Here is a 22,499-nt window from a genome sequence, read left to right as displayed (position 1 = left end):
AGAGAATCGAACCGTCGGACATAAGCCTACCGACGGGGGTTACAACCGCATTATTTCCTGTCTAATGGCCTTGCTTACGGAATATTAACGCGTATGTTCGTCATCATGACGCAAGTATTACAGCGCACCGGAGTGCCCATCGACGCCTCGACCGCCCGCGGCGTGATCGGCGAACACCTACTGGCCGACGGTTTCGAGCTGGTCCTGGACCTCGACGCCTCCACCGGGTCCACCCTGGTCGATGCCCGAGACGGCACCCGCTACCTGGATCTGTTCACCTTCTTCGCGTCCAATGCCCTGGGCATGAACCACCCCGCCTTGATCGGCGGCCCCGAATTTCGGGCCGATCTGATCCAGGCAGCCATGAACAAACCCAGCAACTCCGACATCTACACCGTGCCGATGGCACGTTTCGTCGACACCTTCGCCCGGGTGTTGGGCGATGCTCGGCTACCGCACCTGTTCTTCGTCGAGGGCGGTGCGTTGGCGGTGGAGAACGCATTGAAGGTGGCATTCGACTGGAAGTCCCGGTGGAACGAGCGCAAGGGAATCGATCCATCCCTCGGCTCGCAGGTGATGCACTTCGAGCATGCGTTCCACGGGCGCACCGGCTACACGATGTCCCTCACCAACACCGACCCGAACAAGGTCGCGCGCTTCCCGAAATTCGACTGGCCCCGAATTCCGTCCCCGTTCATCAGATCCGATGCGAACATGGACGAGCTCGAAGACGCGTCGTTGACGGCCGCGCGGCTGGCCTTCGAAGCCAATCCGCACGACATCGCCTGCGCCATCATCGAACCCATCCAGGGCGAGGGCGGGGATCACCACTTCCGGCCCCGCTTCCTGCAGAAGCTGCGCGCACTCTGCCACGAGTTCGATGCACTGTTCGTCATGGACGAGGTGCAGACCGGAGCCGGAATGACCGGTACCGCATGGGCTTTCCAGCAGCTCGACGTCGTCCCGGATGTGGTCGCCTTCGGTAAGAAGGTCCAGGTCTGCGGCGTGATGGCGGGCGGTCGCGTCGACGACATCGACGACCACGTCTTCGCGGTCAGCTCCAGAATCAACTCGACGTGGGGTGGCAGCCTCACCGACATGGTGCGATCGCGTCGAATATTGGAGGTCGTCGAAGCCGAGAACCTCATCGAACGCGCCGGCCGACTCGGAACAGTGCTGCTGAAGCAGTTGCAGGAGTTGGCGACTCGACATGCGATGGTCTCCGAAGTTCGTGGACGCGGACTCATGTGCGCCTTCTCCCTGCCCGACGCTACGACCCGCGACCGAGTGATCGAACTGTTGCGCACCGAGGAGCACGTACTCGCGTTGGGCTGCGGCGACGCGGCAGTGCGATTTCGGCCGGCACTGACGGTCACCGAAGCCGAACTGACACAGGCAATCGAGTCGATCGATCGGGTACTGAGTCGGCTCTGACCCATCGCGTCAGGCAATCCTTGACAACAGCCGCAGCCTTCTGTCAGGATCTACCTGACATTGGAGGTGGATCATGGATCCGATCGAGCTGGCCGCCGAGGCCGATATCTCTGCGGCAACACGGGCGGTCGTGACGGCCGCAGCCGCCGAGGCCGGTCGCATTGCCGACGAGATCATCGGGACCGGCCCACTGCCGGGCACACCGGAATGGGAGGCAGAGCAGTCGACCGACCTGCCTGCACGACGGAGCCTCGCGTGGCATCTGTTGAGTCTTCGTGTGCAACTGGCGGCGGGGCTCGACGGCATCGAAACCGTTGTGGTGCTGCGCGTTCAAGGTGCGACGTGGGCGATCATCGGCCAGGCGGTCGGCATGTCTCGTCAATCGGCGCACGAGCGGTGGGGTGCACGCGCGGCGGCGATTCTCGATCCCGTCGGCGAAGGGCAGCCCGAGATCGTCCCGAACGACAGTCCGGCGTGACCTACAGCAGTACGGTCGCTGCGGCGACGGCCACGGCGTCGGCCGCTCGCTGCAGTGCAGGCGAGGACAGCGACCACTGCTGCCAGTATAGCTGAACGTCTTCGATGCCGTCGGCGTCGAAGCACGTCAGCGAGTCACAGTTCTGGAGGTCAGGGATCATTCCCCAGCCGAAGCCGAGTTCCACCGCCCGTGCGTAGTCCGAGGACGCCGGAACGAGGTGCCGGGGCGGAGTATGCGAATCGACGCCTCGGTGCCGTAAGTAGTTGTCCTGCAATCGGTCGTCGGCGTCGAACACCACCACCGGCGCGGTGCTCAATGCCTCGGTCGTCGCACCGGAGCCGAACCATCGTTCGATGAACCTTTCGGTGGCCGACGGCCGGTAGCGCATGGCACCGAGGGGTCGGACGGTACATCCACGGACCGGTTCGGACACCGATGTGATTGCGGCAGAGACGATTCCGTCGTGCAACAGCTGGGCCGTGCGGTCCTGGTCCTGGCGGTGCAGATCGAAGGTCGTCGTACCGGCGAGTGGTGCGAGCGCAGGCAGCACCCACGTCGCCATCGAATCGGCATTGACGGCAATCGAAATGGGTGCCGAGACGCCGTCGTCGTTGAGCTCGGCCCTCGTCTGATCCGTGAGCGTATCGATCTGACGAGCCAGGCGCAGGACCGCCGCACCCGATTGGGTGGCCACCACCGGTTTCGTCCGCTGCACGAGAGTGCGCCCCAACGACGCTTCGAGCGACTTGATTCTCTGACTCACTGCAGAGGGGGTCACATGCAATGCACGTGCGGCAGCCTCGAATGTTCCACCATCGACGACTGCTTTCAGCGCTCTGAGCTGCTCGATCTCCACAATATGAAGCTACACTTACCGTTGGTGAAAAACATTCGCTGGCTCTAATGCTGGCCGACTCCTAGCGTGAACAGCATGACCTCGCTTGCCGCAGCACAGTCGACTTTGACCGGACTGGGAGTCGGCCTGTCCCTCATCGTCGCCATCGGCGCGCAGAACGCGTTCGTTCTGCGCAAGGGCCTGCTACGCACGCATGTGTTCCCGGTGGTTGCGGTGTGCGCGCTGTCCGACGCCGTGCTCATCGTCGCCGGGGTTGCCGGCATCGGCGTGCTCGTGGACCGGTTTCCGCTCGCGCTACGCGTCGTCACTGTGCTCGGAGCGCTGTTCCTCTTCGTCTACGGGTTGATGGCGCTGAACCGCGCCCGCACCCCAGCGGCGATGACCACCGACGTCGGCGGCGGGGGCTCGCTGATCGCCGCTGTCGCAACGTGTCTCGCGTTGACGTGGCTCAACCCCCACGTCTATCTCGATACCGTCGTGTTTCTCGGGTCCATCGGTAACCGGCAACCGGGCGAGCTGCGGTGGTGGTTCGCCCTCGGTGCAGTGCTCGGCAGCGTGCTCTGGTTCACCGCTCTCGGGTACGGATCGCGGGTGCTCAGCCCCTTGTTCGCGCGGCCGATGGCGTGGCGGGTCCTCGACGTCGGTATCGGAATCATGATGCTCACCCTGGCCGCGCTGCTGTTGTTCGGCTGAGTCTGCCGCGCCGACGGAGCGCTAGCGGTGAGCTGAGTGTCCACAATTCTCGATCACGGCCCGTATCCCGATTTCGGATCCACAGAATGGACACTCAGACCACCACCCGATACGAAGGACCCATGGCACAGCTGACGACGTTCCCGGAGCCCGATTCTTCCTTGTCCGACCCCGCCGACCTGTTCGTCGAGTACCTGCGCTTCTATCGAGGCGAGCTCGCCCGGCGGATCACCGCGTTGAGCGACGACACGCTGGCCACATCGGCTGTGCCGTCGGAGTGGACTCCCCTCGAGATGCTCATCCATCTGGTGCACATGGAGCAGCGCTGGTTCGTCTGGGGATTTCTCGGACGCGCCGTCGATGATCCGTGGGGAGACAAGAAGGACGGCTCCTGGCATGTACCGAACGACGTGTCGGCGGCGGCATTGCTCGCTCGCCTCGACGACGGCGCTCGACTGACCGAGCAGGTGCTGCGATCTCACCGCATGAACGATGTGGCCACCCTGGGTGGACGATTCACCGAAGAACAGCCCACCCTGATCTGGATCTGCTTTCATGTACTCCAGGAATACGCCCGCCATCTCGGCCACCTCGACGTCGCCGTCGAACTGACCGGCGGGCCCACAGGCGAGGGGCCGCAATGAGAATCAACATCACCAGTGTGTTCGTCGACGATCAAGACAAGGCACTGACGTTCTACACCGACGTACTGGGCTTCATGGTCAAGCACGACATTCCCATGGGCGGAACCGATCGCTGGCTCACCGTCGTATCTCCTCAGGAGCCGGAGGGCACCGAGCTACTGCTCGAGCCCAGCGGCCATCCGGCAACCGGCCCGTTCAAGACAGCACTGTTCACCGACGGCATTCCGTTCACGCAGTTCGCGGTCGAAGACGTTGCCGCCGAACATGATCGGCTCGCCGGACTGGGCGTCAGGTTCACCCAGGAGCCGACCGAAATGGGCCCGGTGATCACCGCCGTCTTCGACGACACCTGCGGCAACCTGATTCAGATCATCGCGCCGGCGAGCTGAGGCCTCAGAGATTCGCGTACAGATCGACGGTGGTGCCGTCGGGATCGTGCACGACGGCATAACGCTGCCCCCAGAACGCATCCCACGGCTGCAGGTGCCCTGTGTACCCCGCGTCGGTCACTGCGGTCCACGCCGCATCGACCCCGGCGGCCGTGCCGCAGTCGAACGCCAACGCAACGCGGTGGCCTCCGCTGGGCTCGGTCCACGTCGGGTCGAACGAGGTGATCGTCGAGGGTAGGTCGAACAACAGCCGAACCCCACCGAGGTCGACCTCCACGTGTTGCTCGGCGTCGGCGTCGGCCGGAATGTCCAGTCCCAGAACGCGGTAGAACGCCAACGCAACGGCCATATCGGCGACGACGATTTCGATTCCTGCCAGACGTGGTTTCACCCGGACGAGGCTAGCCACGTCAGCCCCAGTTCGCGGCATTTGTCAGGCAGAACGGATGCCCGGCCGGGTCCAGCAGCACACGCCAGGTCTCGCCCGGTTGCTCGTCGGGCACAGTTGCACCCAATTGCACTGCGGCTGTCGCGGCCGCGTCCAGATCGTCGACCGCGAGATCGAAGTGAAACTGCTTGCTGCCATGGGTGTTCGGCCACTCCGGCCGCTGATAGTTCTCCACGCGACCGAATCCGAGCGCGCTGGAGGGCCCCTGCAGCATCGCGTAATCCTTCTCCGCGTGGACGACGGTCCAGCCGAGCAGCGCAGACCAGAACGTCGCGCTGGCCTCAGGATCTCCGCAGTCCAGCGTGACCATCTTCAGTGTTGCCACGGGTGCATCGTGCATGGTGTTCCTCTCGACAGCGTCGATCGTTTCTCGGGTTGTCGGACCAGACTCCTACACTGACCGCCGTGCCGGATAGGAAAAATGCGACAGCCACCCACGCCGGCGTCCTGCGACCGGATCAGCTGGCGCAGTACGTCGACCTGGTCCGGCTGCCGTGTGCGGCGTCGTTGCAACCGTGGGTCGAGAACTACTGGCAACTTCGGTGGGATCTGCCGTCGGGCACCTCGTATCGCAGCTCGACCCTGCCCCACCCGGCGTGCACGCTCAGCGTCGAGCACGGCTGGACCCGCGCCGGCGTCACCGAGCCGGTGGTCGTGACCGGCGTGCTGACCCACCGGTTCGACGTCGAACTCGCCGAATCCGGGTGGGTGTTCGGCGTCAAGTTCCGACCCGGCGGCTACGCGAGCTTCACCGGCACCGTGGCCCGGACTCTGCGCGACGTCCCGGTGGCTCCGCCCACCCCGTTCCGACCGGAGACCGTCGCCGCGTTGACGCAACTGGACGCACAGCACGACGCCGACCACTGTCGAACCGTCGTCGACGCGGTTCTCGCGCCCTACGCCCACGATGTCGAGCCGGGGTACGAGATCGTCTTGGATGTCATCGGCACGATGCTCGGTGATCGGACGCTGATACGCGTCGGCCAGGTGGAGGACAGATGTGGCATCGGGACTCGTCGGCTACAGCGGTTGTTCGAGCGTTATGTCGGTGCGACGCCCAAGTGGGTTCTGGGCCGATATCGGATTCACGACGCCCTCAGTGATCTCGACAACGGATACAGCGGGTCGCTGGCGGAACTGGCTGCGCAATACGGCTGGTTCGACCAGGCGCATTTCACCCGCGAGTTCACCGAACTGGTCGGTGTGTCCCCCGGTACGTATCAACTGTGAGTAACACCTTCGTCACGCAATGCGACTTTTGCCGATTCGTTTGGCACAGTATCCCGCGGTGCTCGGTAGCACCCGGTGGGCAACCGCAGCACAGAGGAAGAGTGGGCTTCAACGCATGATCAACATTCTCGTCGCCGGTGGAATCGCATTGGCGGTCTCGATTCTGTTGACGCCATTTCTCATCGCGCTGTTCACCCGACAGGGCTTCGGCCAGGAGATTCGCGTCGAAGGCCCGGCAAGCCACCAAGCCAAACGAGGAACGCCGACCATGGGCGGCGTCGCCATCATCGTGGGTCTGTGGGCCGGTTACCTCGGTTCCCACCTCGTCGCGATGGGAGGTGACGGGCCGTCAGCGTCGGCGCTGTTGATCCTCGGTCTCGCGACCGCCCTCGGCATCGTCGGTTTCCTCGACGACTACATCAAGCTCCGGATGAAGCGAAGCCTCGGCCTCAAAGCCACCGGAAAGTACGTCGGGCAGATCAGTGCCGCGGTGATCTTCGCGGTTCTGGCACTGCAGTTTCGCAACGGCAACGGACTGACGCCGGGCAACGTCGAACTGTCACTGGTGCGTCAGTCGACGTTCTTCACGATGGCTCCGATCGTCTTCGTGCTGTTCTGTGTGTTTCTCGTCGTTGCCTGGTCCAATGCCGTCAACCTCACCGACGGGCTCGACGGGTTGGCGGCCGGCTCGATGACCCTCGTCCTCGGTGCCTACACCGTGATGACGTTCTGGCAGTACCGGCAATCGTGCGCCACCAATTCGGTGGCCGGGTGCTACCAGGTGCGTGATCCCCTCGACCTCGCTGTCGTGTGCGCGGCGGCCGCGGGAGCATGCATCGGATTCCTGTGGTGGAACGCGGCACCGGCCAAGATCTTCATGGGTGACACCGGCTCGTTGGCTCTCGGTGGTCTGCTCGCCGGCCTGTCGGTCGTCAGCAAGACCGAGCTGATCGCGGTCGTCTTCGGAGCCCTCTTCGTCGCCGAGAGCGCCTCGGTGGTCATCCAGGTCGCGTCCTTCAAATCCACCGGTAAGCGGCCGTTCCGAATGGCACCGATCCACCATCACTTCGAGTTGGGCGGCTGGGCGGAAACAACGGTCATCATCCGACTGTGGCTGTTCGCGGCCATCGCGTCGGCGCTGGGGCTCGGATTGTTCTACAGCGAATTCCTCGCGGCCGTCGGCTGACCTCTACGATTTCGATATGACCGACGAACTGTCTCCGGTGGCCAAGGTCGATGCTCTCGCCGCCGAACTCGAGACCCTCGATGCTCGACGCGTCGCCATCGGAGTCGAACTCGTCAACCTTCAATTCGGACTCGACGGAAACGCAAAGATCCGCGCCACCGAGGTCTTTCACAGCGACTACCTGGGCAGGCTGTTCACCTTGGTCGACGAACTACGCACCGACGAATAGACCCGAACGGTCAGACAGCGCCGTCGCCGGAGTCCAGCGCAGTCAATCGAAAGTCCCTCAGCGACAGCGTCCATGCCGCCACCGCCGCAAGGACAGCACCGCCGCCCGGAAACACCGTCCACGGACTGCCGATGATCGGGGTGAACGACGACTCCGGTTCATTGCGAGAGATGTACGACGTATCGGTGCTGGACAGGTCCGAGGCATACGTGTCCGAGACATAACCCTCGTCGTCCTGAATCCCGTAGCCGTACAGACCCCCGGTTGCGATACCGAACGGCGACTGCGCTGGCTCGGCGGTGCCACCGAGGATAAGGATGGATCGTGCCCACATCGCTGCCGGATCAGGAGCACTTTCCGATTGATGTGGCGGCCAGTGGGTCCACGCGAATGCGCTGCCCGCTCCCAGCGCCGCTCCGACGACGATCAGCAACGTGAACAGGTGGGCGGAACTGTACTGACGGTCTCTGACGACGCGCATGCCGGAATCGACGAGAAACCACGCCACCACCAGACCCAGAGCCACCCCGGCGGCAACGAGATACAGCGACACGGGGAACCAGCTCGGTCGCAGATGTGCCGTCCCAGGATCGTCCGGCGGTTCGGTGATCGCAACGTGCCACACCACCGAGGACGCAGCACCGACGGACGCACCGACTGCGGCGAGCACCGCGACGAGCGCTCTGCCGGATGGTCTGTCCACTCGCGAGACTCTACCGGTCAGTCGGTCTCTTGACCTGAAGCAATGTTGAGGTTCTACGGTTCGATGTATGACTACACAGCGCCCCATGCAACCACCCGAGAAGCAACCCATCGGCTTCTGGACCGTCCGCGCCGGAGAGACCGTCCGCGCTCGAACACGCGGCGCGCTCCGCGACATCGGGATCACCCAGGCCGAATGGTGGCTCCTGCATCAGATTTCACTGCATCCCGCTGGTGCCGATCGAGCGGAGACGATCGACACAATCGTGCACAACGACACCCCTGCCGCGATCGTCGAGGCAATCGGCTCCGCTACCGAGAAGGGTTTGATCATCGAATCCGATTCACGCCTGAAGTTCACACCAGAAGGTCAGCAACGATTTGCCCGCGGCGTGGACATTCAACGGATGCTGCAGGACGAACGCATGCAGGGAATCAGTCAGGACGACTTCGCGACCACCATCCGCGTCCTGCAACGAACCATCGAGAACGTCGGCGGCGACGCCTGGCATTGGTAGGGAAGTCGCTCGACGCCGAGAGCGTCACGGTCGGCTTCTCGTCAACAGAACGCCGACCACGAGGCCGAGAACAGCGCCGAGGACGGGCAGGCCGAAGATGACGAACGCCGTTGTGTGGGTGATTCCCAACGAGCGGATGTAGCTCGAACTGTCCACGACGAACGCGTAATTGATTCGTCGCGGCCTGTTCTCCCACAGCAGGTATCCGAGCGAGCCGATCAATCCGAGACACAGCCCACCCAGGGCGCAGACTTTACGCATTGCCGTGCGCCCCACGGGCCGCGTCGGCAAACTCCGCCATGCTGGGGAACTGCATCGCAAAACCGTAGTCGCCGTTCGGCTCCGGTGTTGCGCCCCACCCGGGCCGATCGTGTCTGCGATCGATCCACACCGAAGCAAGGCCGTGCCGCCGCGCCGGTACATGGTCGTGGAACAGGCTCTGCGCCACGTGCAGCAGACGTGACTTGGCCACACCGAAGTCGTCGAGGATAGCGTCGAGCGCATCGAAATGGTTGTCCGCCGGCTTGTATGCGTGCACATCCTCGGCTGTGACGATCGCGTCGAATTCAACGCCGAGCCAACGGTTGCTACCGGCAAAACCCGTGCGGTGCACGTTGGACAGAATCACCAGCTTGTAGCGCTCGGCGAGTGATGCCAACGCGTCTGCCGAGTCGGGAAAGGCCGGCCAGTCCGGAACGGAGCCGGCGAGTCGGCCTGCCCAGTCCTCGGTGACCGGTATGCCCAGCGAGTCGCCTGTTCGTCCGAATGCATCGGCCAGAATGTCGGGATAGAGCATAGAGGGTGAATCCCGCTGCGCCTGTGCCTCGTTGGGGGCATAGGCGGCGAGTAATTCGTCTTTGGACACCGGCGATCCTGCTTCCGCAGCCCATGCGCCGAGCACGTCACCGATCCCCGACTCCCAATCGATCAACGTGCCGTAGCAATCGAAGCTCAGGACGTCGTAGTCGGCCAGGTTCATCGGGCTCCCTTGGGTATTCGGTGGCGGTCGGATCCGGATGCCTCTCGTCTGCTGTTCATGAGCATCGTACTGCGGTTCGCCGACCCTCGACCGATCGATGGTCGGCGGTTGTGACGTCGACCCGGCTACGGCCGGCAGCCGCCACGGACGCCGAATTCCTGTACTCGATGGCCGCCGACGCCGCCGTCATGCGGTGGGTGGGTGACGGAAAACCCTGGACAAGAACTTATTTCGACCGTCGATTCAGCCGCGCACTGGCGACGACGGACCTCGACGCACCCGACCGACCCATGTGGTCGATCGGAGTCGAAGACGCGGTACCGGTCGGACTACTGAGCCTGATCCGGCGATCCGATCATGTCGAGATGGGCTATTGGGTTCATCCGGAGCAGTGGGGACGCGGCTGTGCGGGACGAATGCTGGGCCAGGCCCGCGAGACCGTGTGCAACCTCGCGTCGGTTGCGACAGTCGCACGCGGCAATGCCGCGTCGCGAAGAGTGCTCGAGAAGGCAGGTTTCACAGTCGTGCACGACGCCGATCCGTTGACCTATCGTCGATCACCGTCGTCCTGATCCGACTGCTCACCGGGACCGCTCACCAGGACCGCGGCGGACGTGGGCGCACCGACGTCCGCCCGCTCGTGACCCCACGCACCATCGGACGCGCCAGGAATTCGTGCGGAAATCCCATGTCGATGGCGCTGACCGACTGCAGTCGAGCCAAGTGCGTCTCGTCGAAGGCGACATCGAGGGCACCGATGTTGTGCCGCAACTGTTCTGCCGTTCGCACACCGATCAGCGAACTGACGACGGCGGGATGCTGCAGCGTCCATGCCAACGCCACCTGGGCCGGAGTCGCACCCAGCTCTCCTGCCACCTCGACGACGACGTCGGCTGTGCGCAGCCCACGTTCGGTCAGTGTTCGGTTCGACCTGGCGTGATCGCGCCGACTGCCGGCCGGTGAATCCGAGCTCGACCCTTCCAGGTCGGCTGCGGTGTACTTACCCGTCAACACACCCCCGCCGAGGGGGGACCATGGAACCACACCGAGACCCAGATCTGCTGCCATCGGTAACAACTCCCGTTCGGTGGTGCGCTCGATCAGGCTGTACTCGACCTGAAGTGCGGACAGCGGTGGCCATCCGCGCACATGCGCAAGGGTCTGCATTCGCGCGACCTCCCAGGCCGGGGTGTCCGAAATACCGAGGTACAGAACCTTTCCCGATTGCACCAAGTCACCGAGGGCGGCCATGATCTCGTCGCTCGGCGTCACACCGTCCCACGCGTGCAGGTACATCAGATCGATGTAGTCGGTGCCCAGATTCCGCAAGCTGGCCTCGACCGAACCACGCAGGCTCTTCCTCCCGCCGCCGCCCGCATTCGGATCCGCCGGATCACGCGTCGCCGCATATTTTGTCGATACGACAACCGAGTCTCGACGACGTCCGAGAAATTCCCCCAGATACCGCTCCGACTGTCCGTCCGTGTAGATGTTCGCGGTATCGATCATGTTGCCTCCGAGGTCCAGGTAGGCGTCGAAGATGCGTTTCGACTCCTGCTGGTCGGCTCCCCACCCCCACGCGTCCCCGAATGTCATGGCCCCCAACGACAGCGGTGCCACGCGCAGTCCCGAGCGTCCCAACAGTCGATAGTCGTCCATCCGTGTCATCGGGTGTCTCCCTCTCGTTCGATCCGTCCGGCCCACAGTGCCGGTCTTGTCGAGAAGCGGGAAGGTCATGATCGTCCTGGGACGCGCGGTACCAGGCTGAGTGGTCCGAAATGACCTACCCTGTGTGGAATGACCACGACGCCACCGGAGATGGCCCGCCGAGAACTGGCGGCCTTCCTGCGGTCTCGACGTGAAGCGCTCGTTCCGTCCGACGTCGGTCTGCCGCCACGGATCGGGGCCTCCCGGACCCCCGGACTCAGGCGCGAGGAAGTCGCCGCGCTCGCCGGTGTCAGCGTCGACTACCTCGTGCGGCTCGAGCAGGCCCGTGATATCCGACCGTCCGCCCAGGTGGTGGGGTCGCTGTCGAGGGCCCTGAAGTTGTCCGGCGACCAGACGGGCTACCTGTTCACGTTGGCAGGGCATCGTGCGCCCGAACGGCCCACCGACCGAAAGATTCCCGAGGGAATAGCACAGTTGGTACATGACGTCGAGCCCCTCCCTGCCATGGTCCTCGATTACAGGCTCGACATCCTGACCATCAACGAGACCATGGCCGCCCTGTTGCTCGACATAGACGAACGGCCCGCCGAGAGTCGCAACGTTCTACGAATGTGCTTCTTGGACAAATCATTCGACGGATTCTACGAGGCACGCGACGACGTTGTTCGCGGTGCCGTCGCCGATCTGCGTGCCGCGTGGGTCGACCATTCACATGACGCTCACCTTGCCCTGCTGATCGACGAACTCCAACACGGCAGTGCCGAATTCGCGCGATACTGGCAATCCCGAGAAGTGTCGATACGAAGCCGGGGAGACAAGCCGATGCGGCATCCACTCGTCGGCCCGGTGACCGTGACGTTCGACGTCCTCACTCCACTCGGCGACCCGGATCTTCGATTGATCGTCTATCGCCCGGCCGACGCACAATCGCGTGCCGCGTTGACCGAACTCGGTCCCCTCCGTGCTCGGCGACGCGGACGGCATCTGCGCACCATCTGAACCCGACGCGGCCGGGCCCGAAGAGTCGAGCCCGCCGTGCCTGCGCCTCCCTATCGTTGTCACCAGAACGAAGGAAAGGCCACCGGCACATGCTCGAACGATGGAATGCAGCACTCGATTACATCGAGGACAACCTCGACCACGACATCGACCCGGCACAGCTCGCTCGCATCACCCTCACGTCCGACTATCACTTTCGACGCGTGTTCTCCGCACTGGCCGGCATCCCACTGTCGGCGTACATCCGACAACGACGAATGTCGTTGGCAGCAGCAGACATTCTCGCCGGTGTCGGGGTGCTCGACGTAGCGACCAAATACGGCTACAGCGGCGACGCATTCACTCGCGCATTCCGAGACATGCACGGAGTCACACCATCCCACGCCCGCAAGCCAGGGACCACCCTCCGCTCCAGACCACCACTGGCATTTCACCTGACCATCGAGGGAAAGAGCACCATGGACTACCGCATCACCGAACTGCCCGCATTCCACATCATCGGCAAATCGACGCGAATCCCCCTCACATTCCACGGCGAGAACACCGCCATGACCCAGTTCCACCAGACCTTGCCCACCGGATTCGGCGAACAACTTCGCCAACACGCCGACCTGCCCGAACTCCCCCACATCCTCTTCGTCAGCGACGGCTTCGAGCCCGACCGAACCGACGGCAGTCTCGTCGACTACTACTTCGCCGTCGCCACCACAGCCCCCGTACCGGCCGACCTTGACTCCCTCAGCGTCCCCGCATCGACATGGGCGGTCTTCGAAACACGCAGCGACACCGCACTCGCCCCAGCACTACAACAACTGTGGGCCGACGCATTCAGCGAATGGTTCCCCTCCCACCCCTTCCACATCACCCCCGGCCCGGAAATTCTGACCGTCACCGAAAACACACCCGACTGGTCATCGGGAGCCGGAGAACTCTGGATCCCGGTTGCCCGCAATCAGTGACTCCCCGCCCGCCCTGGTCACTCAATGTGACATTTGGTGGCCTTTTCGGGGGTCAATGGCACATCCAGTGGACTGGGGGCCGGCTGTCGGCGCCAGCTCATGACTAATCTGACGTCATGTCCAGTGGTCGCCGGAACGAGTTGCGGCGACGGTATCTGTCGCTCGGCCTGGGTGAGCTGTTCGCCGCAGCGGTGTTTGCCGCGATTGCACTCACCATGGCAGAACCGTGGCTCGACGGCCGAGAGGAATCACTCGCCATGTGGTCTGCTCTCACCCCGTTGCTCGCCGTCCTCGTGCAGGCGGGAATTTATTGGTTGATGGCGCGATCCTGGGTCGAACTCAACCCGATGCCACCGGTCATTCGCGCGTTCTATCGCGTATGTCGAGTCGCAAACGTCCCACTGTTGGCGGCTGGGCTCATCGGTGTCGTCGTATGGTTCCCAGCAAGCGCAGGAACTGGCATCGCACTACTCGTCGTGTGGCTGTTCGCCGTTGTCGAATTCGTCAACTACTTCGTAGTTCGACTGGCGTATCCATTTAATCGCTGGTGGTCGACGGTCGGTCAGATGCGCACGCCTCGACTTGTCCTCGACATCAACACGCGTCGCTGATCGAAACGGGGAGCACGACATCACGGGTACTCAATGTGACGTTCAGTGGCCTTTTCGGGGGTCAATGGCACATCGAGTGGACTGCGTGGGTGCGGGCTCACTGCCGAGGATCAGGACGTGCGGCGGGCGAGAATGCTCGTGATTTCCGCCAAGGCCGGCAGCGCTGCGGCGATAGCTTGGCGGTTGTGCTGACTCAGTTCGTCCAGTGCATCCGCGAGTACTCGGGAGCTCGCCGCGTCGTATTCGGCGAGTAGGTTCCTAGCCTTCGGCGATGCGGTCAGCGTCGCGCCTCGCAGGTCACCCGCGGTGATCGACCTCTCCACCAGGCCGGCGTCGACCATCGCTTTGATCAGGTTGCTCACGGTGGACCGGGCCAGGTTGAGGCGGGTGGCGAGACGTCCCGGACTTATGGACGGTTCGGTGGCGAGGGCTCGCATCACCTCGATGTGCGAGTCGGCGATGTCGGGCAGCTGCGCTACGTCCCGCGTCGCTCGGAGCAGTGATCGCCGCAGGGGCCCCAGCTGGCGGCCCAGTTCGGTTGCAGTGGAGTCCATGTGTCGATGATTGCACAGATAGTTTTGCCGCAAACATAGTTTTGTGACAAAATGAAGAACATGACCACAGTCGAGAACCCCATTCCCAGCCAAGACCTGAGCGGCATCGTCGGACACCGCTTCATCTACACCTACGCCAACAGCTGGCAGTACGAGATGTACGTCAAGAATGCGACCACGATCGACTACCGAATTCACACCGGCATGGTCGGCGGACGCTGGGTCAAGGACCAGGAAGTCGATCTCGTCCAGCTCGACGACGACGTCTACAAGATCTCATGGACCGAGCCCACCGGAACCTCCGTCGTCGTCAACGTCATCCCAGGCAAGCGTCGTCTGCACGGAACCATCTTCTTCCCGCAGTGGATCGAATTGGACGGAACCAAAACGGTCCTCTATCAGAACGATCACCTCGACGAAATGCGTGCCTACCGCGACGCCGGGCCGACCTACCCGATCTATGTCGTCCCCGAATTCGCCACGATCACGCTCTTCGAGAACGTCGGAGCCGACGACGAGACCATCGTGTCCGTCGCACCGGGCGATCTTCCCGACGGCTTCGCGGACCGAACGAACTGACGTGCGCCCCGATCTGACATTCGTCGCGCACCTGTCCGTGACGGTCGGGGAGCCCATCGATCTCGGCCAGGTCAGCGACGGACATCGACGACTCGTGCCGATTCTCGGTGGGACCGTCGACGGGCCGGTGATGCGTGGTCGCGTCCTGGCCGGCGGCGCGCCGACCACCAGGTTCTCAGGTCAGCCACTGTCACCGAACTCGATGCCCGATACGCACTCGAGACCGACGCAGGCGAACGGATCTCGGTCCACAACGTGGGGATGCGCACCGGCAGCGAACAAGACATCGACGCCCTGACTCGCGGCGAGCAGGTGCCCGCCGACCGAATCTACTTCCGCACCTGTCCCCGACTGTCGACGTCTGCCGACTCCCTCAGCTGGATGAACGGAACACTCTTCGTGGCCACCGGTGAACGTTTGCCGAATTCCGTCGAACTGGACGTCTACCAACTCACCTGACCGAGCCGAATGTGCACCGATCCCGGTGCACTCAATGGCACATTCAGTGGCCTTTTCGGGGGTCAATGGCACATCGAGTGGACTGCCGGAGCGATCAGGCGAGGCTTTCCCCATAGACGCGGTCGACGGCGATGGTCACCAGCACTCGGCGATCCGCGGCCATTGCGGCGCGGTATTCGTTCCAGTCGGGGTGCTCTCCGGCGGCGGCGCGGTAGTACTCGACCAGCGCATCGATTTCGGGGCTGTTCGGGTTCGCGCCCGGTCCGGTGAGGGTGACGGTTCCTTCTGCTGTTGCCCAGGCCTTGCCGTCGGCGCTGGTCACTTCGAGTGCAGCGCGCGGGTCTCGGCGTAGGTTGGCCGTTTTCGCTCGTCCCTCGGTGACCGAGATCTTTATCGTTCGCTCGGTGCGATCGTAGAACGGCGTCACCGGTGACAGTTGCGGCAGGCCGCTCGATTTTATCGTGGCGAGGACGCCGATTCGGCTGCGCTCGAGTAGGTCGTGCGGATCGAATGCTCCGCTGGTCATGGCTTCACCTCGGGGTCGTCGAGCGAATTGGCACGATCATGGTCGGCAACATTGTCGTCAGAGTCGTTGTTCCTCGGCCTGTCGGTGCAGAGTTTGTCGGCATACGTTCCGATTGCGCGACGGTATGTGCCGAGCGCAGGCTTCGCTGCCTGCAGCGCCGCCCTCAGCGCGCCAACACCATCGCCCAGATCCCACAGGATCAGGGCCATGAATGCATCTCGCGCAGAGGCGAATTCGTTGAAGAACTCGAAATCTCGCAACACACGCGACGCGTCCTCGAGTCGGCCGACATTACGCAGCGAACTGGCGAGCTGAATTCTGGCCTTGCTCTCGTGCACGGAATCGAGTCCACTCGACAGCGACGCCTCGTACAACGGAATTGCCGCCGATTCTTCGCCGAGAAAGTCCTCCAGCGACGCCCGTTCGAACAGTGCGCGCGCCCGGGAAAGCTCTGACGCCGAGAGTAACTCGCCCATCTGCGACCGCATTCGAGCGGGCTCGTCGTCATCTGCATGGTGCCAGAATCCGCTCAGCGGGTCCATCGAGGCTCCCCGAGCTGCGGCAACCGACACGTACTCATGTTCCTTCTCGTCACCGGCCCATAGTTTCAGACCACGCTTACTCTCGACGGATGGATGTGGAGTTGTCCCTGCTCAAGCTGTTGGTGGAAATCGACCGTTTCGGTTCCATGACGGCAGCTGCCGAGCATCTGATGTACACGCCGTCTGCAGTGTCACAGCAGGTCAAGCGACTGGAGTCCGTTATCGGCGCTCGAGTTGTAGAACGGCATGCCCGCGGTGTCCGCCTCACCGAAGCCGGCCGCCTGGTTGCCGGCCGGGCGGCAGCCATCGACATCCAGTTGTCCGCGCTGCGTGCCGACATCGACGATCTACTCGACGCCAGAACAGGCCACGTGACGCTCGGTGTCTTTCCGTCCTTCGCCGCTTCTCTGTTGCCCGACGTGATGGCCGCGTTCAGGTCCGAGCACCCGGACATCGAACTCGAGATTCGATCCTCTCGCCTGCGCGATCTCCACTCGATGCTGCAGAGCCGGGAGGTGGATCTTTCGTTGGCGTGGGACTACCCTGACCTTTTGATGACGGTCGACGACGTCGTCACCGAGGTTATCGCGGAAGAACCTACCGTGTTGCTCGTTCCGAAAGGCTGGCGAACGAACGGGCCGGTACGGCTCGACTCGCTGGCTCGCGAGAAGTGGATAGTGCGCAGCGCCCAGCACCCCATCACCACGATATTCCGAACCTCGTGCCGCACAGCTGGATTCGAACCAGATGTCTTGATCGAGTCGAACGACTACATGGAATCGCAGGCGATGGTCGCAGCCGGGCTGGGATTGACCGTCGCACCCGCCATGACGACGCGCTACCTCCGCGAGGGAGTCGATGCGATTCCCTCGAGCGAGCTCCCGAATCGACGAATACTGCTCTGCCGGCTCGCGCAACGAACCCCGTCTCCCGCGTCCGATGCAATGGCATCGGTTCTCGTCTCGGTGTTCGACACTGTGAAATTCACTTAAGTCAGGTTTAAGAAACAGTCTCTGGTCTTCATGCTCGTCGGGCGGCAGGCTGTTCACCAGGTCGCAACGATGACCTAGTCCGCAACCATGCGGACGTGAGCACCTGGAGACTTCGTGACATCCCGCTACTCCTCACCCGACCGTCGCACCACCGTCGACCTGATCGTTCTCGCCGGAGACGGCATCGGCCCCGAAATCAGCGCAGCGACAGTGTCGGTCATCGAATCCGCCCTGAACCGCAGCGGTATGTCGGCGACCTTCACACACGGCACCATCGGCTTCGCTGCACTCGAGGCGTCGGGAACAACGATGCCCGACGCCATCGTCGATCTCGCGCGCGCAGCCGACGGCGTCATTCTGGGGCCCGTCTCGCACCTCGACTATCCGCCGGCCACCGAAGGCGGCGTCAACCCGTCTGGAGTTCTACGACGAAAGTTGGATCTGTACGCCAACATACGGCCCGCCAGGACCGTCGATGCACTGCCCAATCCCTTGGGTAAGAAGTTCGACCTGGTGATCGCTCGCGAGAACACCGAGGGCTTTTACGCCGACCGCACGATGTACGCCGGGGGCGGGGAATTCATGCCCACCGAAGATCTCGCCCTGGCCGTACGCAAGGTGACCCGGCACGGGTCCGAGCGAATCGTCCGGCGCGCCTTCGACCTTGCCTCGAACCGCAGCTCGAAGGTCACCGTCGTGCACAAGGCCAACGTCCTCAGGCTCAGCGACGGGCTGTTTCTCGAGGCAGCCCGGGCAGTACGGCAGGATTTCCCTGCTGTCGAGTACGAGGAACTTCTCGTCGACGCTGTTGCGGCACTGCTCATTCGACGACCGGAGTCGTTCGACGTCATCGCCACGACCAACATGTTCGGCGACATCCTTTCCGACGAGGCCACCGAGCTGTCGGGCAGTCTGGGACTGGCAGCGTCCCTCAACCTCGGTGACGATCATGCCGTCGCGCAGGCGCAGCACGGCTCGGCACCCGACATCGCCGGTAGAGGGATTGCCAATCCCGCGTCGCTCATCGGATCGGCGGCAATGCTGCTGTCCTGGTTGGGAGATCGACGCGAGGACGACCGGCTACGCGCAGCAGCCCACTCCATCCATCGAGCCATCGATCGCGCAGTGAGTGTGCCCGAGACCCGTACCGCCGATCTCCACGGATCCGCGACCACCGAGCGCTTCACCCTCGCCGTGATCGATCAGCTCGCATTGGAGGGCTGAGTCGTATCGGCGGTACTTGGATTCGTCTCGCTGACGTCGTTCGTGCTCGTCGTCATCCCAGACATGGGCGACGGCGTCGGTGGCTGTTCATCCCTATCGCGGTTCTATCACCGGGGCAATTTCGGGCGAACTGTGAACCGCCATCGGGCTGGACCTCGAAACATCCCACTCGATTGACACGTCGGTGAACGGTAGGCAAACGTATAGCCATGCAACTGAGATTTCTGGCCGGCATCTCGACGGCCTTCGCATGCAGGCTTCTGCTGATGCGAGTGCTGACCCTCAAGTTGCAGCGAGACATCGAGGCGCTCAACAACGGAAACTATCGCCCTCTGCTCTCGTCGTTCCACCGAGACGCGGTGCTCAAATTCGCCGACGGTGACAGCCGCTGGTCCGGCACCCACCGCGGACGACCGGCAATCGAAAAGTTCTTCCAGGACTTCGTCGCTGCCGGGATCCGCGGGCAGGTCACGGAAATCTACAGCGGCGGAGCCCCCTGGCGCATGACCCTCCTCGTCCGCTTCGACGACCAAGCACACGCAGTCGACGGCACCGAGTTGTACAGCAACCGAACGGTGCTCCTGGTCCGCACCAGCTGGGGCAAAATCATCTCCCAAGAGGACTTCTTCGAGGACACCACACGCATCGACGCATTCGAGCGAAAATTGCGCCAACTCTAGATTCCGTCTCCCCCTCCCCCGGTTTTGGCCCTTCCCCCGGGTACTCAATGTGACATCTAGTGACCTTTTCGGGGGTCAATGTCACATCGAGTGGACTCCGGGGGCGGTAGGTCGGGGGCGGCGATAGGTCACCTGGGGGTAGTCGTCGGTATGCGAGACGCTGGCGTGCACGTTGTACACCTCGCGCACCAGGTGTTCGGTGATCACTTCGTGTGGGGTTCCCGATGCCACGATGCTGCCGTTGTTCAGGACGATGATGCGGTTGCAGAACATGGCGGCGAGGTTGAGGTCGTGGAGGGCGATGTAACTGCTCAGGGGTAGGTCTGCGACGAGGGTGAGGATGTCGAGTTGGTGTTGGATGTCGAGGTGGTTGGTCGGTTCGTCGAGCAGTAGTTCGGTGGGTTGTTGGGCGAGGGCTCGGGCGATCTGGGCGCGTTGGCGCTCTCCGCCGGAGAGGGTGTGCCAGCGTCGGGTGGCTTTCGACGCCATGGCGGTGTCGGTGAGTGCCTGTTCGATCGCGGTGTCGTCGTCGGCTGTGTCTCCGCCGAGGATGCCGTGGTGGGGGATGCGGCCCAGGCGTACGACGTCGCGGACGGTGATGTCGACGTCGGTGTCGGAATGTTGGTCGACCATCGCTACGCGGCGGGCGATGCTGCGACGACGTTGGGTGCGCAGGTTCTTTCCGTCGAGCAGCACGTCGCCGCTGTCGGGTGCCACGATGCCGGCGAGGATGCGCAGTAGCGACGATTTGCCGGAGCCATTGGGGCCGATGAGCCCGATGGTCTCGCCCGGTTCCGGCGCGAAGCTGATGCCGTCGAGAATCGGGTTCCCGCCACGGGTCCACCGGATGTTGTTGACGTGCAACGTCATCGGGATCTCCTGAGTCGAAACAGAATGAGCGCGAATGCCGGCACGCCGATGAGCGCGGTCACCACTCCGACGGGTATCTCCTGCGGGGCGAACAGCGTTCGGGCGATGGTGTCGACCCACACCATGAAGATCGCGCCGATGACCACCGTCGTCGGCAGCAGCCGTCGATGCCGTGCGCCGACGAGAAAACGTGCGGCGTGCGGCAGAACGAGACCCACGAACCCGATGGCTCCGGCGGCGCTGACGAGCGAGGCCGTGATCAGTGCGGTGATGACCAACAACAGGATTCGCACCCACTTGACCGGAACACCGAGGGACGCGGCCGCGTCGTGCCCGAATGTGAAGGCGTCGAGGGCCGAGGTGTTGAACAGACACACCACCATTCCGAGCAGCGCAACCGATCCGCACAGCACCACGTCCGTCCAGTCGGCACCGCTCAGCGATCCGAGAAGCCAGAACAGCACGCCGCGTGTCTGTTCGGCGTCGGCCGAGGAAATGACGATGAACGACGTCAAGGCCGAGAACAGCTGCGTCCCCGCGACCCCGGCCAGCACCACGCGGTCATTTCCTCCGCCTGCCCCTGCGGCCAGCAGCATCACCAGGACGAACGAGAGCAGCGCACCGGCGAATGCCCCTGTGGACAAGGACAATGCGCCACCGCCGACGCCGAGAACCGCGACGAGGACCGCTCCGGTGGATGCACCGGACGAAATGCCCAGGACGAAGGGATCGGCGAGAGGGTTGCGCAGCAGTGATTGCATGATCGCACCGCACAGCGCAAGACCCGCACCGCACACGGCGGCCAGCAAGGTCCGGGGCAGGCGCAGCTCCCAGACGATTCCGTCCTGGATGCGACTGACTCCCGAACTCCCGATACCCATGTGCGTCAATATCACTCGATATACGTCGGGCACCGAGACGTTCGCGGGTCCGATGGTGACGGCGACGCCGATCGAGAGCACCAACAACGCCGATCCTGCGAGCAGCAGTGGGACGAGCACCCCGCGATCGGTGCGGCTCATCGCGACGCCATTCCCCAATCCTGCAGCGCGGCCGCAACTTTCTCGACGCCGTCGATCGTCCGAATGGACGGGTTCAGATCGGCACCGTTGACGACGATGTACCGCTTGTTCTCGACGGCGGGCATTCGGTTCGTGACCGAGTTCGACTCCAGGAAACCGATCTTGCTGTCCAGGGCGTCCCCGGCGATACTGCGTCGACTCAGATCTGCGAGCACCAGTGCAGTCGGGTTGCGATCGAGCACACTCTCCCAATTGACCTGTGGCCATTCGTCGGTGGTGTCGGCATAGATGTTCTCGGCACCGACGGAGTCGGTGATGATGCCCGACGATCCGCAGCAACCTGCCATGTACGGCGTGTCGGTGTCGGCGAACCAGTAGGCCAACGACACACCTGACGCGTCGACCGAGCCGGAGGCTTTCTCGAACCGATCCTGCAGTTCGGCGACCAGACGCTCACCGCGGTCTCGTACGTCGAAGACCGCCGCGAGATCACGAATCTCCCGATAGACGGTGTCGATCACCAGCGGCTCCGTGCGGGCACCGTCGGAATTGACGCTCTCGTCCGTCTTGCCCTGACAGTCGGTGGGCGAGAGGTAGTTCGGCACGCCGAGCTGCTCGAATCTGCTCCGATCTGCGACTCCCCCGGGTCCGAGGGTGCCGCCGAAGGACGCGGACACAAAATCGGGCTCGGCATCCAACACGACCTCGAGCGATGGCTTGTTGTCCGCGAGCCTCGGCACCTTGGCGTTCTCGGATTCGAGGTTCGAGCGGACCGGGTCGGTCCAGGTGGCGGTGCCCACCATCCGGTCTGCGAGGCCGAGCGAGAGCAGTATTTCCGTCGAGCTCTGGTTCAACGACACCGCGCGTTGCGGTGGTGCGTCGACGACGACGTCGCGTCCGCAGTTCTCGATGGTCAGGGGATAGTTTCCGGAGGTGTCGGTGGACGCGTCGGGGGTCGACGTGGTCGAACAACCGACCAGAAGGATGGAGACAGCGCCTAGTGCGGCGAGAGAGGTACGCATCGAAGA

General features: G+C 63.4%; 31 protein-coding genes and 1 pseudogene. 19 read left to right on the top strand and 13 right to left on the bottom strand.

Going from position 1 to position 22,499, the window contains the following annotated elements; translation table 11 throughout:
• Positions 1–105: 105 nt before the first annotated feature.
• Together lat and E4P29_RS12960 are read left to right on the top strand one after the other, a co-directional pair.
• The gene (gene lat / locus E4P29_RS12965; RefSeq protein WP_135045209.1) at positions 106–1,434 is read left to right on the top strand and encodes an L-lysine 6-transaminase; all 1,329 of its coding nucleotides are present in this window, start codon (positions 106–108) and stop codon (positions 1,432–1,434) included.
• A gap of 73 nt (positions 1,435–1,507) precedes the next feature.
• The gene (locus tag E4P29_RS12960) at positions 1,508–1,912 is read left to right on the top strand and encodes a hypothetical protein (protein ID WP_135045207.1); all 405 of its coding nucleotides are present in this window, start codon (positions 1,508–1,510) and stop codon (positions 1,910–1,912) included.
• 1 nt (position 1,913) lies between these two features.
• Here the strand turns inward: E4P29_RS12960 and E4P29_RS12955 are convergent, their stop codons facing one another.
• Entirely contained in the window at positions 1,914–2,768 is an 855-nt protein-coding gene (locus tag E4P29_RS12955) for a LysR family transcriptional regulator ArgP (RefSeq protein WP_348539765.1), read from the bottom strand.
• Between the two features lie 75 nt (positions 2,769–2,843).
• Here E4P29_RS12955 and E4P29_RS12950 point away from each other — a divergent pair, with 75 nt between their 5' ends.
• The 3 genes from E4P29_RS12950 (at position 2,844) to E4P29_RS12940 (ending at position 4,494) form a co-directional block, all read left to right on the top strand.
• The gene (locus tag E4P29_RS12950) at positions 2,844–3,461 is read left to right on the top strand and encodes a LysE/ArgO family amino acid transporter (RefSeq protein WP_135045203.1); all 618 of its coding nucleotides are present in this window, start codon (positions 2,844–2,846) and stop codon (positions 3,459–3,461) included.
• 86 nt (positions 3,462–3,547) lie between these two features.
• Complete coding sequence (locus E4P29_RS12945; RefSeq protein WP_245154294.1) at positions 3,548–4,105, top strand: DUF664 domain-containing protein; 558 nt, start codon at positions 3,548–3,550, stop codon at positions 4,103–4,105.
• Entirely contained in the window at positions 4,102–4,494 is a 393-nt protein-coding gene (locus E4P29_RS12940) for a VOC family protein (RefSeq protein WP_135045201.1), read from the top strand. The genes E4P29_RS12945 and E4P29_RS12940 overlap by 4 nt, the downstream gene beginning before the upstream one ends.
• 4 nt (positions 4,495–4,498) lie before the next feature.
• Here the strand turns inward: E4P29_RS12940 and E4P29_RS12935 are convergent, their stop codons facing one another.
• Together E4P29_RS12935 and E4P29_RS12930 are read right to left on the bottom strand one after the other, a co-directional pair.
• Positions 4,499–4,924 (bottom strand): VOC family protein, encoded by a 426-nt coding sequence (locus E4P29_RS12935; protein ID WP_135045199.1) that lies wholly within the window; start codon positions 4,922–4,924, stop codon positions 4,499–4,501.
• Positions 4,905–5,267, bottom strand: a complete 363-nt coding sequence (locus E4P29_RS12930; RefSeq protein ID WP_245154293.1) for a VOC family protein — start codon at positions 5,265–5,267, stop codon at positions 4,905–4,907. Before E4P29_RS12930 ends, E4P29_RS12935 begins: the two co-directional genes overlap by 20 nt.
• An 80-nt stretch (positions 5,268–5,347) precedes the next feature.
• Here E4P29_RS12930 and E4P29_RS12925 point away from each other — a divergent pair, with 80 nt between their 5' ends.
• The 3 genes from E4P29_RS12925 to E4P29_RS12915 all read left to right on the top strand — a co-directional run bounded on the left by E4P29_RS12925 (position 5,348) and on the right by E4P29_RS12915 (position 7,587).
• Complete coding sequence (locus E4P29_RS12925) at positions 5,348–6,172, top strand: helix-turn-helix transcriptional regulator (protein ID WP_245154292.1); 825 nt, start codon at positions 5,348–5,350, stop codon at positions 6,170–6,172.
• Between the two features lie 115 nt (positions 6,173–6,287).
• Positions 6,288–7,358, top strand: a complete 1,071-nt coding sequence (gene mraY / locus E4P29_RS12920; RefSeq protein WP_027494939.1) for a phospho-N-acetylmuramoyl-pentapeptide-transferase — start codon at positions 6,288–6,290, stop codon at positions 7,356–7,358.
• A gap of 16 nt (positions 7,359–7,374) precedes the next feature.
• Complete coding sequence (locus E4P29_RS12915; RefSeq protein ID WP_135045195.1) at positions 7,375–7,587, top strand: oxidoreductase; 213 nt, start codon at positions 7,375–7,377, stop codon at positions 7,585–7,587.
• A 10-nt stretch (positions 7,588–7,597) separates the two neighbouring features.
• Here E4P29_RS12915 and E4P29_RS12910 read toward each other — a convergent pair whose 3' ends face one another.
• Complete coding sequence (locus tag E4P29_RS12910) at positions 7,598–8,290, bottom strand: hypothetical protein (protein ID WP_135045193.1); 693 nt, start codon at positions 8,288–8,290, stop codon at positions 7,598–7,600.
• Positions 8,291–8,357: 67 nt separating this feature from the next.
• On the opposite strand from E4P29_RS12910, the gene E4P29_RS12905 reads away from it, so the two are divergent.
• Positions 8,358–8,807 (top strand): MarR family winged helix-turn-helix transcriptional regulator, encoded by a 450-nt coding sequence (locus E4P29_RS12905; RefSeq protein WP_135045191.1) that lies wholly within the window; start codon positions 8,358–8,360, stop codon positions 8,805–8,807.
• Positions 8,808–8,831: 24 nt separating this feature from the next.
• Here E4P29_RS12905 and E4P29_RS12900 read toward each other — a convergent pair whose 3' ends face one another.
• Together E4P29_RS12900 and E4P29_RS12895 are read right to left on the bottom strand one after the other, a co-directional pair.
• Positions 8,832–9,068, bottom strand: coding sequence for a hypothetical protein (locus E4P29_RS12900; RefSeq protein WP_135045189.1), 237 nt, complete (start codon positions 9,066–9,068; stop codon positions 8,832–8,834).
• Positions 9,061–9,786 (bottom strand): haloacid dehalogenase type II, encoded by a 726-nt coding sequence (locus tag E4P29_RS12895; RefSeq protein ID WP_135045187.1) that lies wholly within the window; start codon positions 9,784–9,786, stop codon positions 9,061–9,063. The genes E4P29_RS12900 and E4P29_RS12895 overlap by 8 nt, the downstream gene beginning before the upstream one ends.
• A gap of 110 nt (positions 9,787–9,896) precedes the next feature.
• Between E4P29_RS12895 and E4P29_RS12890 the strand changes: the two genes are divergently transcribed.
• The gene (locus E4P29_RS12890; protein WP_167735470.1) at positions 9,897–10,358 is read left to right on the top strand and encodes a GNAT family N-acetyltransferase; all 462 of its coding nucleotides are present in this window, start codon (positions 9,897–9,899) and stop codon (positions 10,356–10,358) included.
• A 22-nt stretch (positions 10,359–10,380) separates the two neighbouring features.
• Here the strand turns inward: E4P29_RS12890 and E4P29_RS12885 are convergent, their stop codons facing one another.
• The gene (locus E4P29_RS12885) at positions 10,381–11,454 is read right to left on the bottom strand and encodes an aldo/keto reductase (protein ID WP_135045183.1); all 1,074 of its coding nucleotides are present in this window, start codon (positions 11,452–11,454) and stop codon (positions 10,381–10,383) included.
• Between the two features lie 129 nt (positions 11,455–11,583).
• Between E4P29_RS12885 and E4P29_RS12880 the strand changes: the two genes are divergently transcribed.
• The 3 genes from E4P29_RS12880 (at position 11,584) to E4P29_RS12870 (ending at position 14,023) form a co-directional block, all read left to right on the top strand.
• Positions 11,584–12,453 carry a helix-turn-helix transcriptional regulator gene (locus E4P29_RS12880; RefSeq protein ID WP_135045181.1) on the top strand — a complete coding sequence of 290 codons (870 nt, stop codon included), beginning with the start codon at positions 11,584–11,586 and terminating at the stop codon, positions 12,451–12,453.
• Positions 12,454–12,542: 89 nt separating this feature from the next.
• On the top strand, positions 12,543–13,412 hold the full coding sequence (locus E4P29_RS12875) for an AraC family transcriptional regulator (protein ID WP_135045179.1): 870 nt from the start codon (positions 12,543–12,545) through the stop codon (positions 13,410–13,412).
• 116 nt (positions 13,413–13,528) lie between these two features.
• Positions 13,529–14,023: a hypothetical protein gene (locus tag E4P29_RS12870; protein ID WP_135045177.1), complete on the top strand. Its 495-nt coding sequence runs from the start codon at positions 13,529–13,531 to the stop codon at positions 14,021–14,023.
• A 110-nt stretch (positions 14,024–14,133) separates the two neighbouring features.
• On the opposite strand, the gene E4P29_RS12865 is transcribed toward E4P29_RS12870, so the two are convergent.
• Positions 14,134–14,577 carry a MarR family transcriptional regulator gene (locus E4P29_RS12865; protein ID WP_135045175.1) on the bottom strand — a complete coding sequence of 148 codons (444 nt, stop codon included), beginning with the start codon at positions 14,575–14,577 and terminating at the stop codon, positions 14,134–14,136.
• Between the two features lie 60 nt (positions 14,578–14,637).
• Here E4P29_RS12865 and E4P29_RS12860 point away from each other — a divergent pair, with 60 nt between their 5' ends.
• From E4P29_RS12860 to E4P29_RS26320, 3 genes and pseudogenes are all read left to right on the top strand, one after another.
• Positions 14,638–15,156, top strand: a complete 519-nt coding sequence (locus E4P29_RS12860; protein WP_209205397.1) for a phenolic acid decarboxylase — start codon at positions 14,638–14,640, stop codon at positions 15,154–15,156.
• Complete coding sequence (locus E4P29_RS26325; protein WP_245154291.1) at positions 15,038–15,454, top strand: DUF3237 family protein; 417 nt, start codon at positions 15,038–15,040, stop codon at positions 15,452–15,454. Before E4P29_RS12860 ends, E4P29_RS26325 begins: the two co-directional genes overlap by 119 nt.
• Positions 15,376–15,615 (top strand): annotated as a pseudogene (locus E4P29_RS26320) (DUF3237 family protein); the annotation flags it as partial. The gene E4P29_RS26325 and the pseudogene E4P29_RS26320, both read left to right, overlap by 79 nt.
• A gap of 94 nt (positions 15,616–15,709) precedes the next feature.
• On the opposite strand, the gene E4P29_RS12850 reads toward E4P29_RS26320, so the two are convergent.
• Complete coding sequence (locus E4P29_RS12850; RefSeq protein WP_135045170.1) at positions 15,710–16,141, bottom strand: PPOX class F420-dependent oxidoreductase; 432 nt, start codon at positions 16,139–16,141, stop codon at positions 15,710–15,712.
• Positions 16,138–16,683, bottom strand: coding sequence for a tetratricopeptide repeat protein (locus E4P29_RS12845; protein ID WP_135045462.1), 546 nt, complete (start codon positions 16,681–16,683; stop codon positions 16,138–16,140). The genes E4P29_RS12850 and E4P29_RS12845 overlap by 4 nt, the downstream gene beginning before the upstream one ends.
• Positions 16,684–16,772: 89 nt before the next feature.
• On the opposite strand from E4P29_RS12845, the gene E4P29_RS12840 reads away from it, so the two are divergent.
• The 3 genes from E4P29_RS12840 to E4P29_RS12830 all read left to right on the top strand — a co-directional run bounded on the left by E4P29_RS12840 (position 16,773) and on the right by E4P29_RS12830 (position 19,579).
• Positions 16,773–17,675 carry a LysR substrate-binding domain-containing protein gene (locus E4P29_RS12840; RefSeq protein WP_135045168.1) on the top strand — a complete coding sequence of 301 codons (903 nt, stop codon included), beginning with the start codon at positions 16,773–16,775 and terminating at the stop codon, positions 17,673–17,675.
• A gap of 114 nt (positions 17,676–17,789) precedes the next feature.
• On the top strand, positions 17,790–18,899 hold the full coding sequence (locus E4P29_RS12835; RefSeq protein WP_135045166.1) for an isocitrate/isopropylmalate dehydrogenase family protein: 1,110 nt from the start codon (positions 17,790–17,792) through the stop codon (positions 18,897–18,899).
• A 209-nt stretch (positions 18,900–19,108) separates the two neighbouring features.
• Positions 19,109–19,579 carry a nuclear transport factor 2 family protein gene (locus tag E4P29_RS12830; RefSeq protein ID WP_135045164.1) on the top strand — a complete coding sequence of 157 codons (471 nt, stop codon included), beginning with the start codon at positions 19,109–19,111 and terminating at the stop codon, positions 19,577–19,579.
• Between the two features lie 81 nt (positions 19,580–19,660).
• On the opposite strand, the gene E4P29_RS12825 is transcribed toward E4P29_RS12830, so the two are convergent.
• Genes E4P29_RS12825 through E4P29_RS12815 form a run of 3 tightly spaced genes read right to left on the bottom strand, consistent with a single transcriptional unit; the run spans position 19,661 to position 22,493 of the window.
• Positions 19,661–20,449, bottom strand: coding sequence for an ABC transporter ATP-binding protein (locus E4P29_RS12825; protein ID WP_135045162.1), 789 nt, complete (start codon positions 20,447–20,449; stop codon positions 19,661–19,663).
• The gene (locus E4P29_RS12820) at positions 20,446–21,471 is read right to left on the bottom strand and encodes an iron chelate uptake ABC transporter family permease subunit (protein WP_032389648.1); all 1,026 of its coding nucleotides are present in this window, start codon (positions 21,469–21,471) and stop codon (positions 20,446–20,448) included. The genes E4P29_RS12825 and E4P29_RS12820 overlap by 4 nt, the downstream gene beginning before the upstream one ends.
• Entirely contained in the window at positions 21,468–22,493 is a 1,026-nt protein-coding gene (locus E4P29_RS12815) for an ABC transporter substrate-binding protein (RefSeq protein WP_135045161.1), read from the bottom strand. Before E4P29_RS12815 ends, E4P29_RS12820 begins: the two co-directional genes overlap by 4 nt.
• Between the last annotated feature and the right edge of the window lie 6 nt (positions 22,494–22,499).

It is taken from the genome of Rhodococcus sp. 1R11 (assembly GCF_004563845.1).
Classification (GTDB): Bacteria; Actinomycetota; Actinomycetes; order Mycobacteriales; family Mycobacteriaceae; genus Rhodococcoides.
Note: the sequence above shows the minus strand (reverse complement) of the source record. Positions and strands in the feature narration are given on the sequence as shown.

Excerpts from the sequence above, each read along its gene's own strand:
- E4P29_RS12905 (WP_135045191.1), top strand. The coding sequence starts at position 8,358 with ATGACTACACAGCGCCCCATGCAACCACCCGAGAAGCAACCCATCGGC.
- E4P29_RS12915 (WP_135045195.1), top strand. The coding sequence starts at position 7,375 with ATGACCGACGAACTGTCTCCGGTGGCCAAGGTCGATGCTCTCGCCGCC.
- E4P29_RS12950 (WP_135045203.1), top strand. The coding sequence starts at position 2,844 with ATGACCTCGCTTGCCGCAGCACAGTCGACTTTGACCGGACTGGGAGTC.
- E4P29_RS12830 (WP_135045164.1), top strand. The coding sequence starts at position 19,109 with ATGCAACTGAGATTTCTGGCCGGCATCTCGACGGCCTTCGCATGCAGG.
- lat (WP_135045209.1), top strand. The coding sequence starts at position 106 with ATGACGCAAGTATTACAGCGCACCGGAGTGCCCATCGACGCCTCGACC.
- E4P29_RS12870 (WP_135045177.1), top strand. The coding sequence starts at position 13,529 with ATGTCCAGTGGTCGCCGGAACGAGTTGCGGCGACGGTATCTGTCGCTC.
- E4P29_RS12895 (WP_135045187.1), bottom strand. The coding sequence starts at position 9,786 with ATGAACCTGGCCGACTACGACGTCCTGAGCTTCGATTGCTACGGCACG.
- E4P29_RS12880 (WP_135045181.1), top strand. The coding sequence starts at position 11,584 with ATGACCACGACGCCACCGGAGATGGCCCGCCGAGAACTGGCGGCCTTC.
- E4P29_RS12945 (WP_245154294.1), top strand. The coding sequence starts at position 3,548 with ATGGACACTCAGACCACCACCCGATACGAAGGACCCATGGCACAGCTG.
- E4P29_RS12900 (WP_135045189.1), bottom strand. The coding sequence starts at position 9,068 with ATGCGTAAAGTCTGCGCCCTGGGTGGGCTGTGTCTCGGATTGATCGGC.
- E4P29_RS12885 (WP_135045183.1), bottom strand. The coding sequence starts at position 11,454 with ATGACACGGATGGACGACTATCGACTGTTGGGACGCTCGGGACTGCGC.
- E4P29_RS12815 (WP_135045161.1), bottom strand. The coding sequence starts at position 22,493 with ATGCGTACCTCTCTCGCCGCACTAGGCGCTGTCTCCATCCTTCTGGTC.
- E4P29_RS12940 (WP_135045201.1), top strand. The coding sequence starts at position 4,102 with ATGAGAATCAACATCACCAGTGTGTTCGTCGACGATCAAGACAAGGCA.
- E4P29_RS12875 (WP_135045179.1), top strand. The coding sequence starts at position 12,543 with ATGCTCGAACGATGGAATGCAGCACTCGATTACATCGAGGACAACCTC.
- E4P29_RS12840 (WP_135045168.1), top strand. The coding sequence starts at position 16,773 with ATGGATGTGGAGTTGTCCCTGCTCAAGCTGTTGGTGGAAATCGACCGT.
- mraY (WP_027494939.1), top strand. The coding sequence starts at position 6,288 with ATGATCAACATTCTCGTCGCCGGTGGAATCGCATTGGCGGTCTCGATT.
- E4P29_RS12960 (WP_135045207.1), top strand. The coding sequence starts at position 1,508 with ATGGATCCGATCGAGCTGGCCGCCGAGGCCGATATCTCTGCGGCAACA.
- E4P29_RS26325 (WP_245154291.1), top strand. The coding sequence starts at position 15,038 with ATGTCGTCCCCGAATTCGCCACGATCACGCTCTTCGAGAACGTCGGAG.
- E4P29_RS12865 (WP_135045175.1), bottom strand. The coding sequence starts at position 14,577 with ATGGACTCCACTGCAACCGAACTGGGCCGCCAGCTGGGGCCCCTGCGG.
- E4P29_RS12845 (WP_135045462.1), bottom strand. The coding sequence starts at position 16,683 with ATGGACCCGCTGAGCGGATTCTGGCACCATGCAGATGACGACGAGCCC.
- E4P29_RS12825 (WP_135045162.1), bottom strand. The coding sequence starts at position 20,449 with ATGACGTTGCACGTCAACAACATCCGGTGGACCCGTGGCGGGAACCCG.
- E4P29_RS12820 (WP_032389648.1), bottom strand. The coding sequence starts at position 21,471 with ATGAGCCGCACCGATCGCGGGGTGCTCGTCCCACTGCTGCTCGCAGGA.
- E4P29_RS12860 (WP_209205397.1), top strand. The coding sequence starts at position 14,638 with ATGACCACAGTCGAGAACCCCATTCCCAGCCAAGACCTGAGCGGCATC.
- E4P29_RS12935 (WP_135045199.1), bottom strand. The coding sequence starts at position 4,924 with ATGCCGCGAACTGGGGCTGACGTGGCTAGCCTCGTCCGGGTGAAACCA.
- E4P29_RS12850 (WP_135045170.1), bottom strand. The coding sequence starts at position 16,141 with ATGACCAGCGGAGCATTCGATCCGCACGACCTACTCGAGCGCAGCCGA.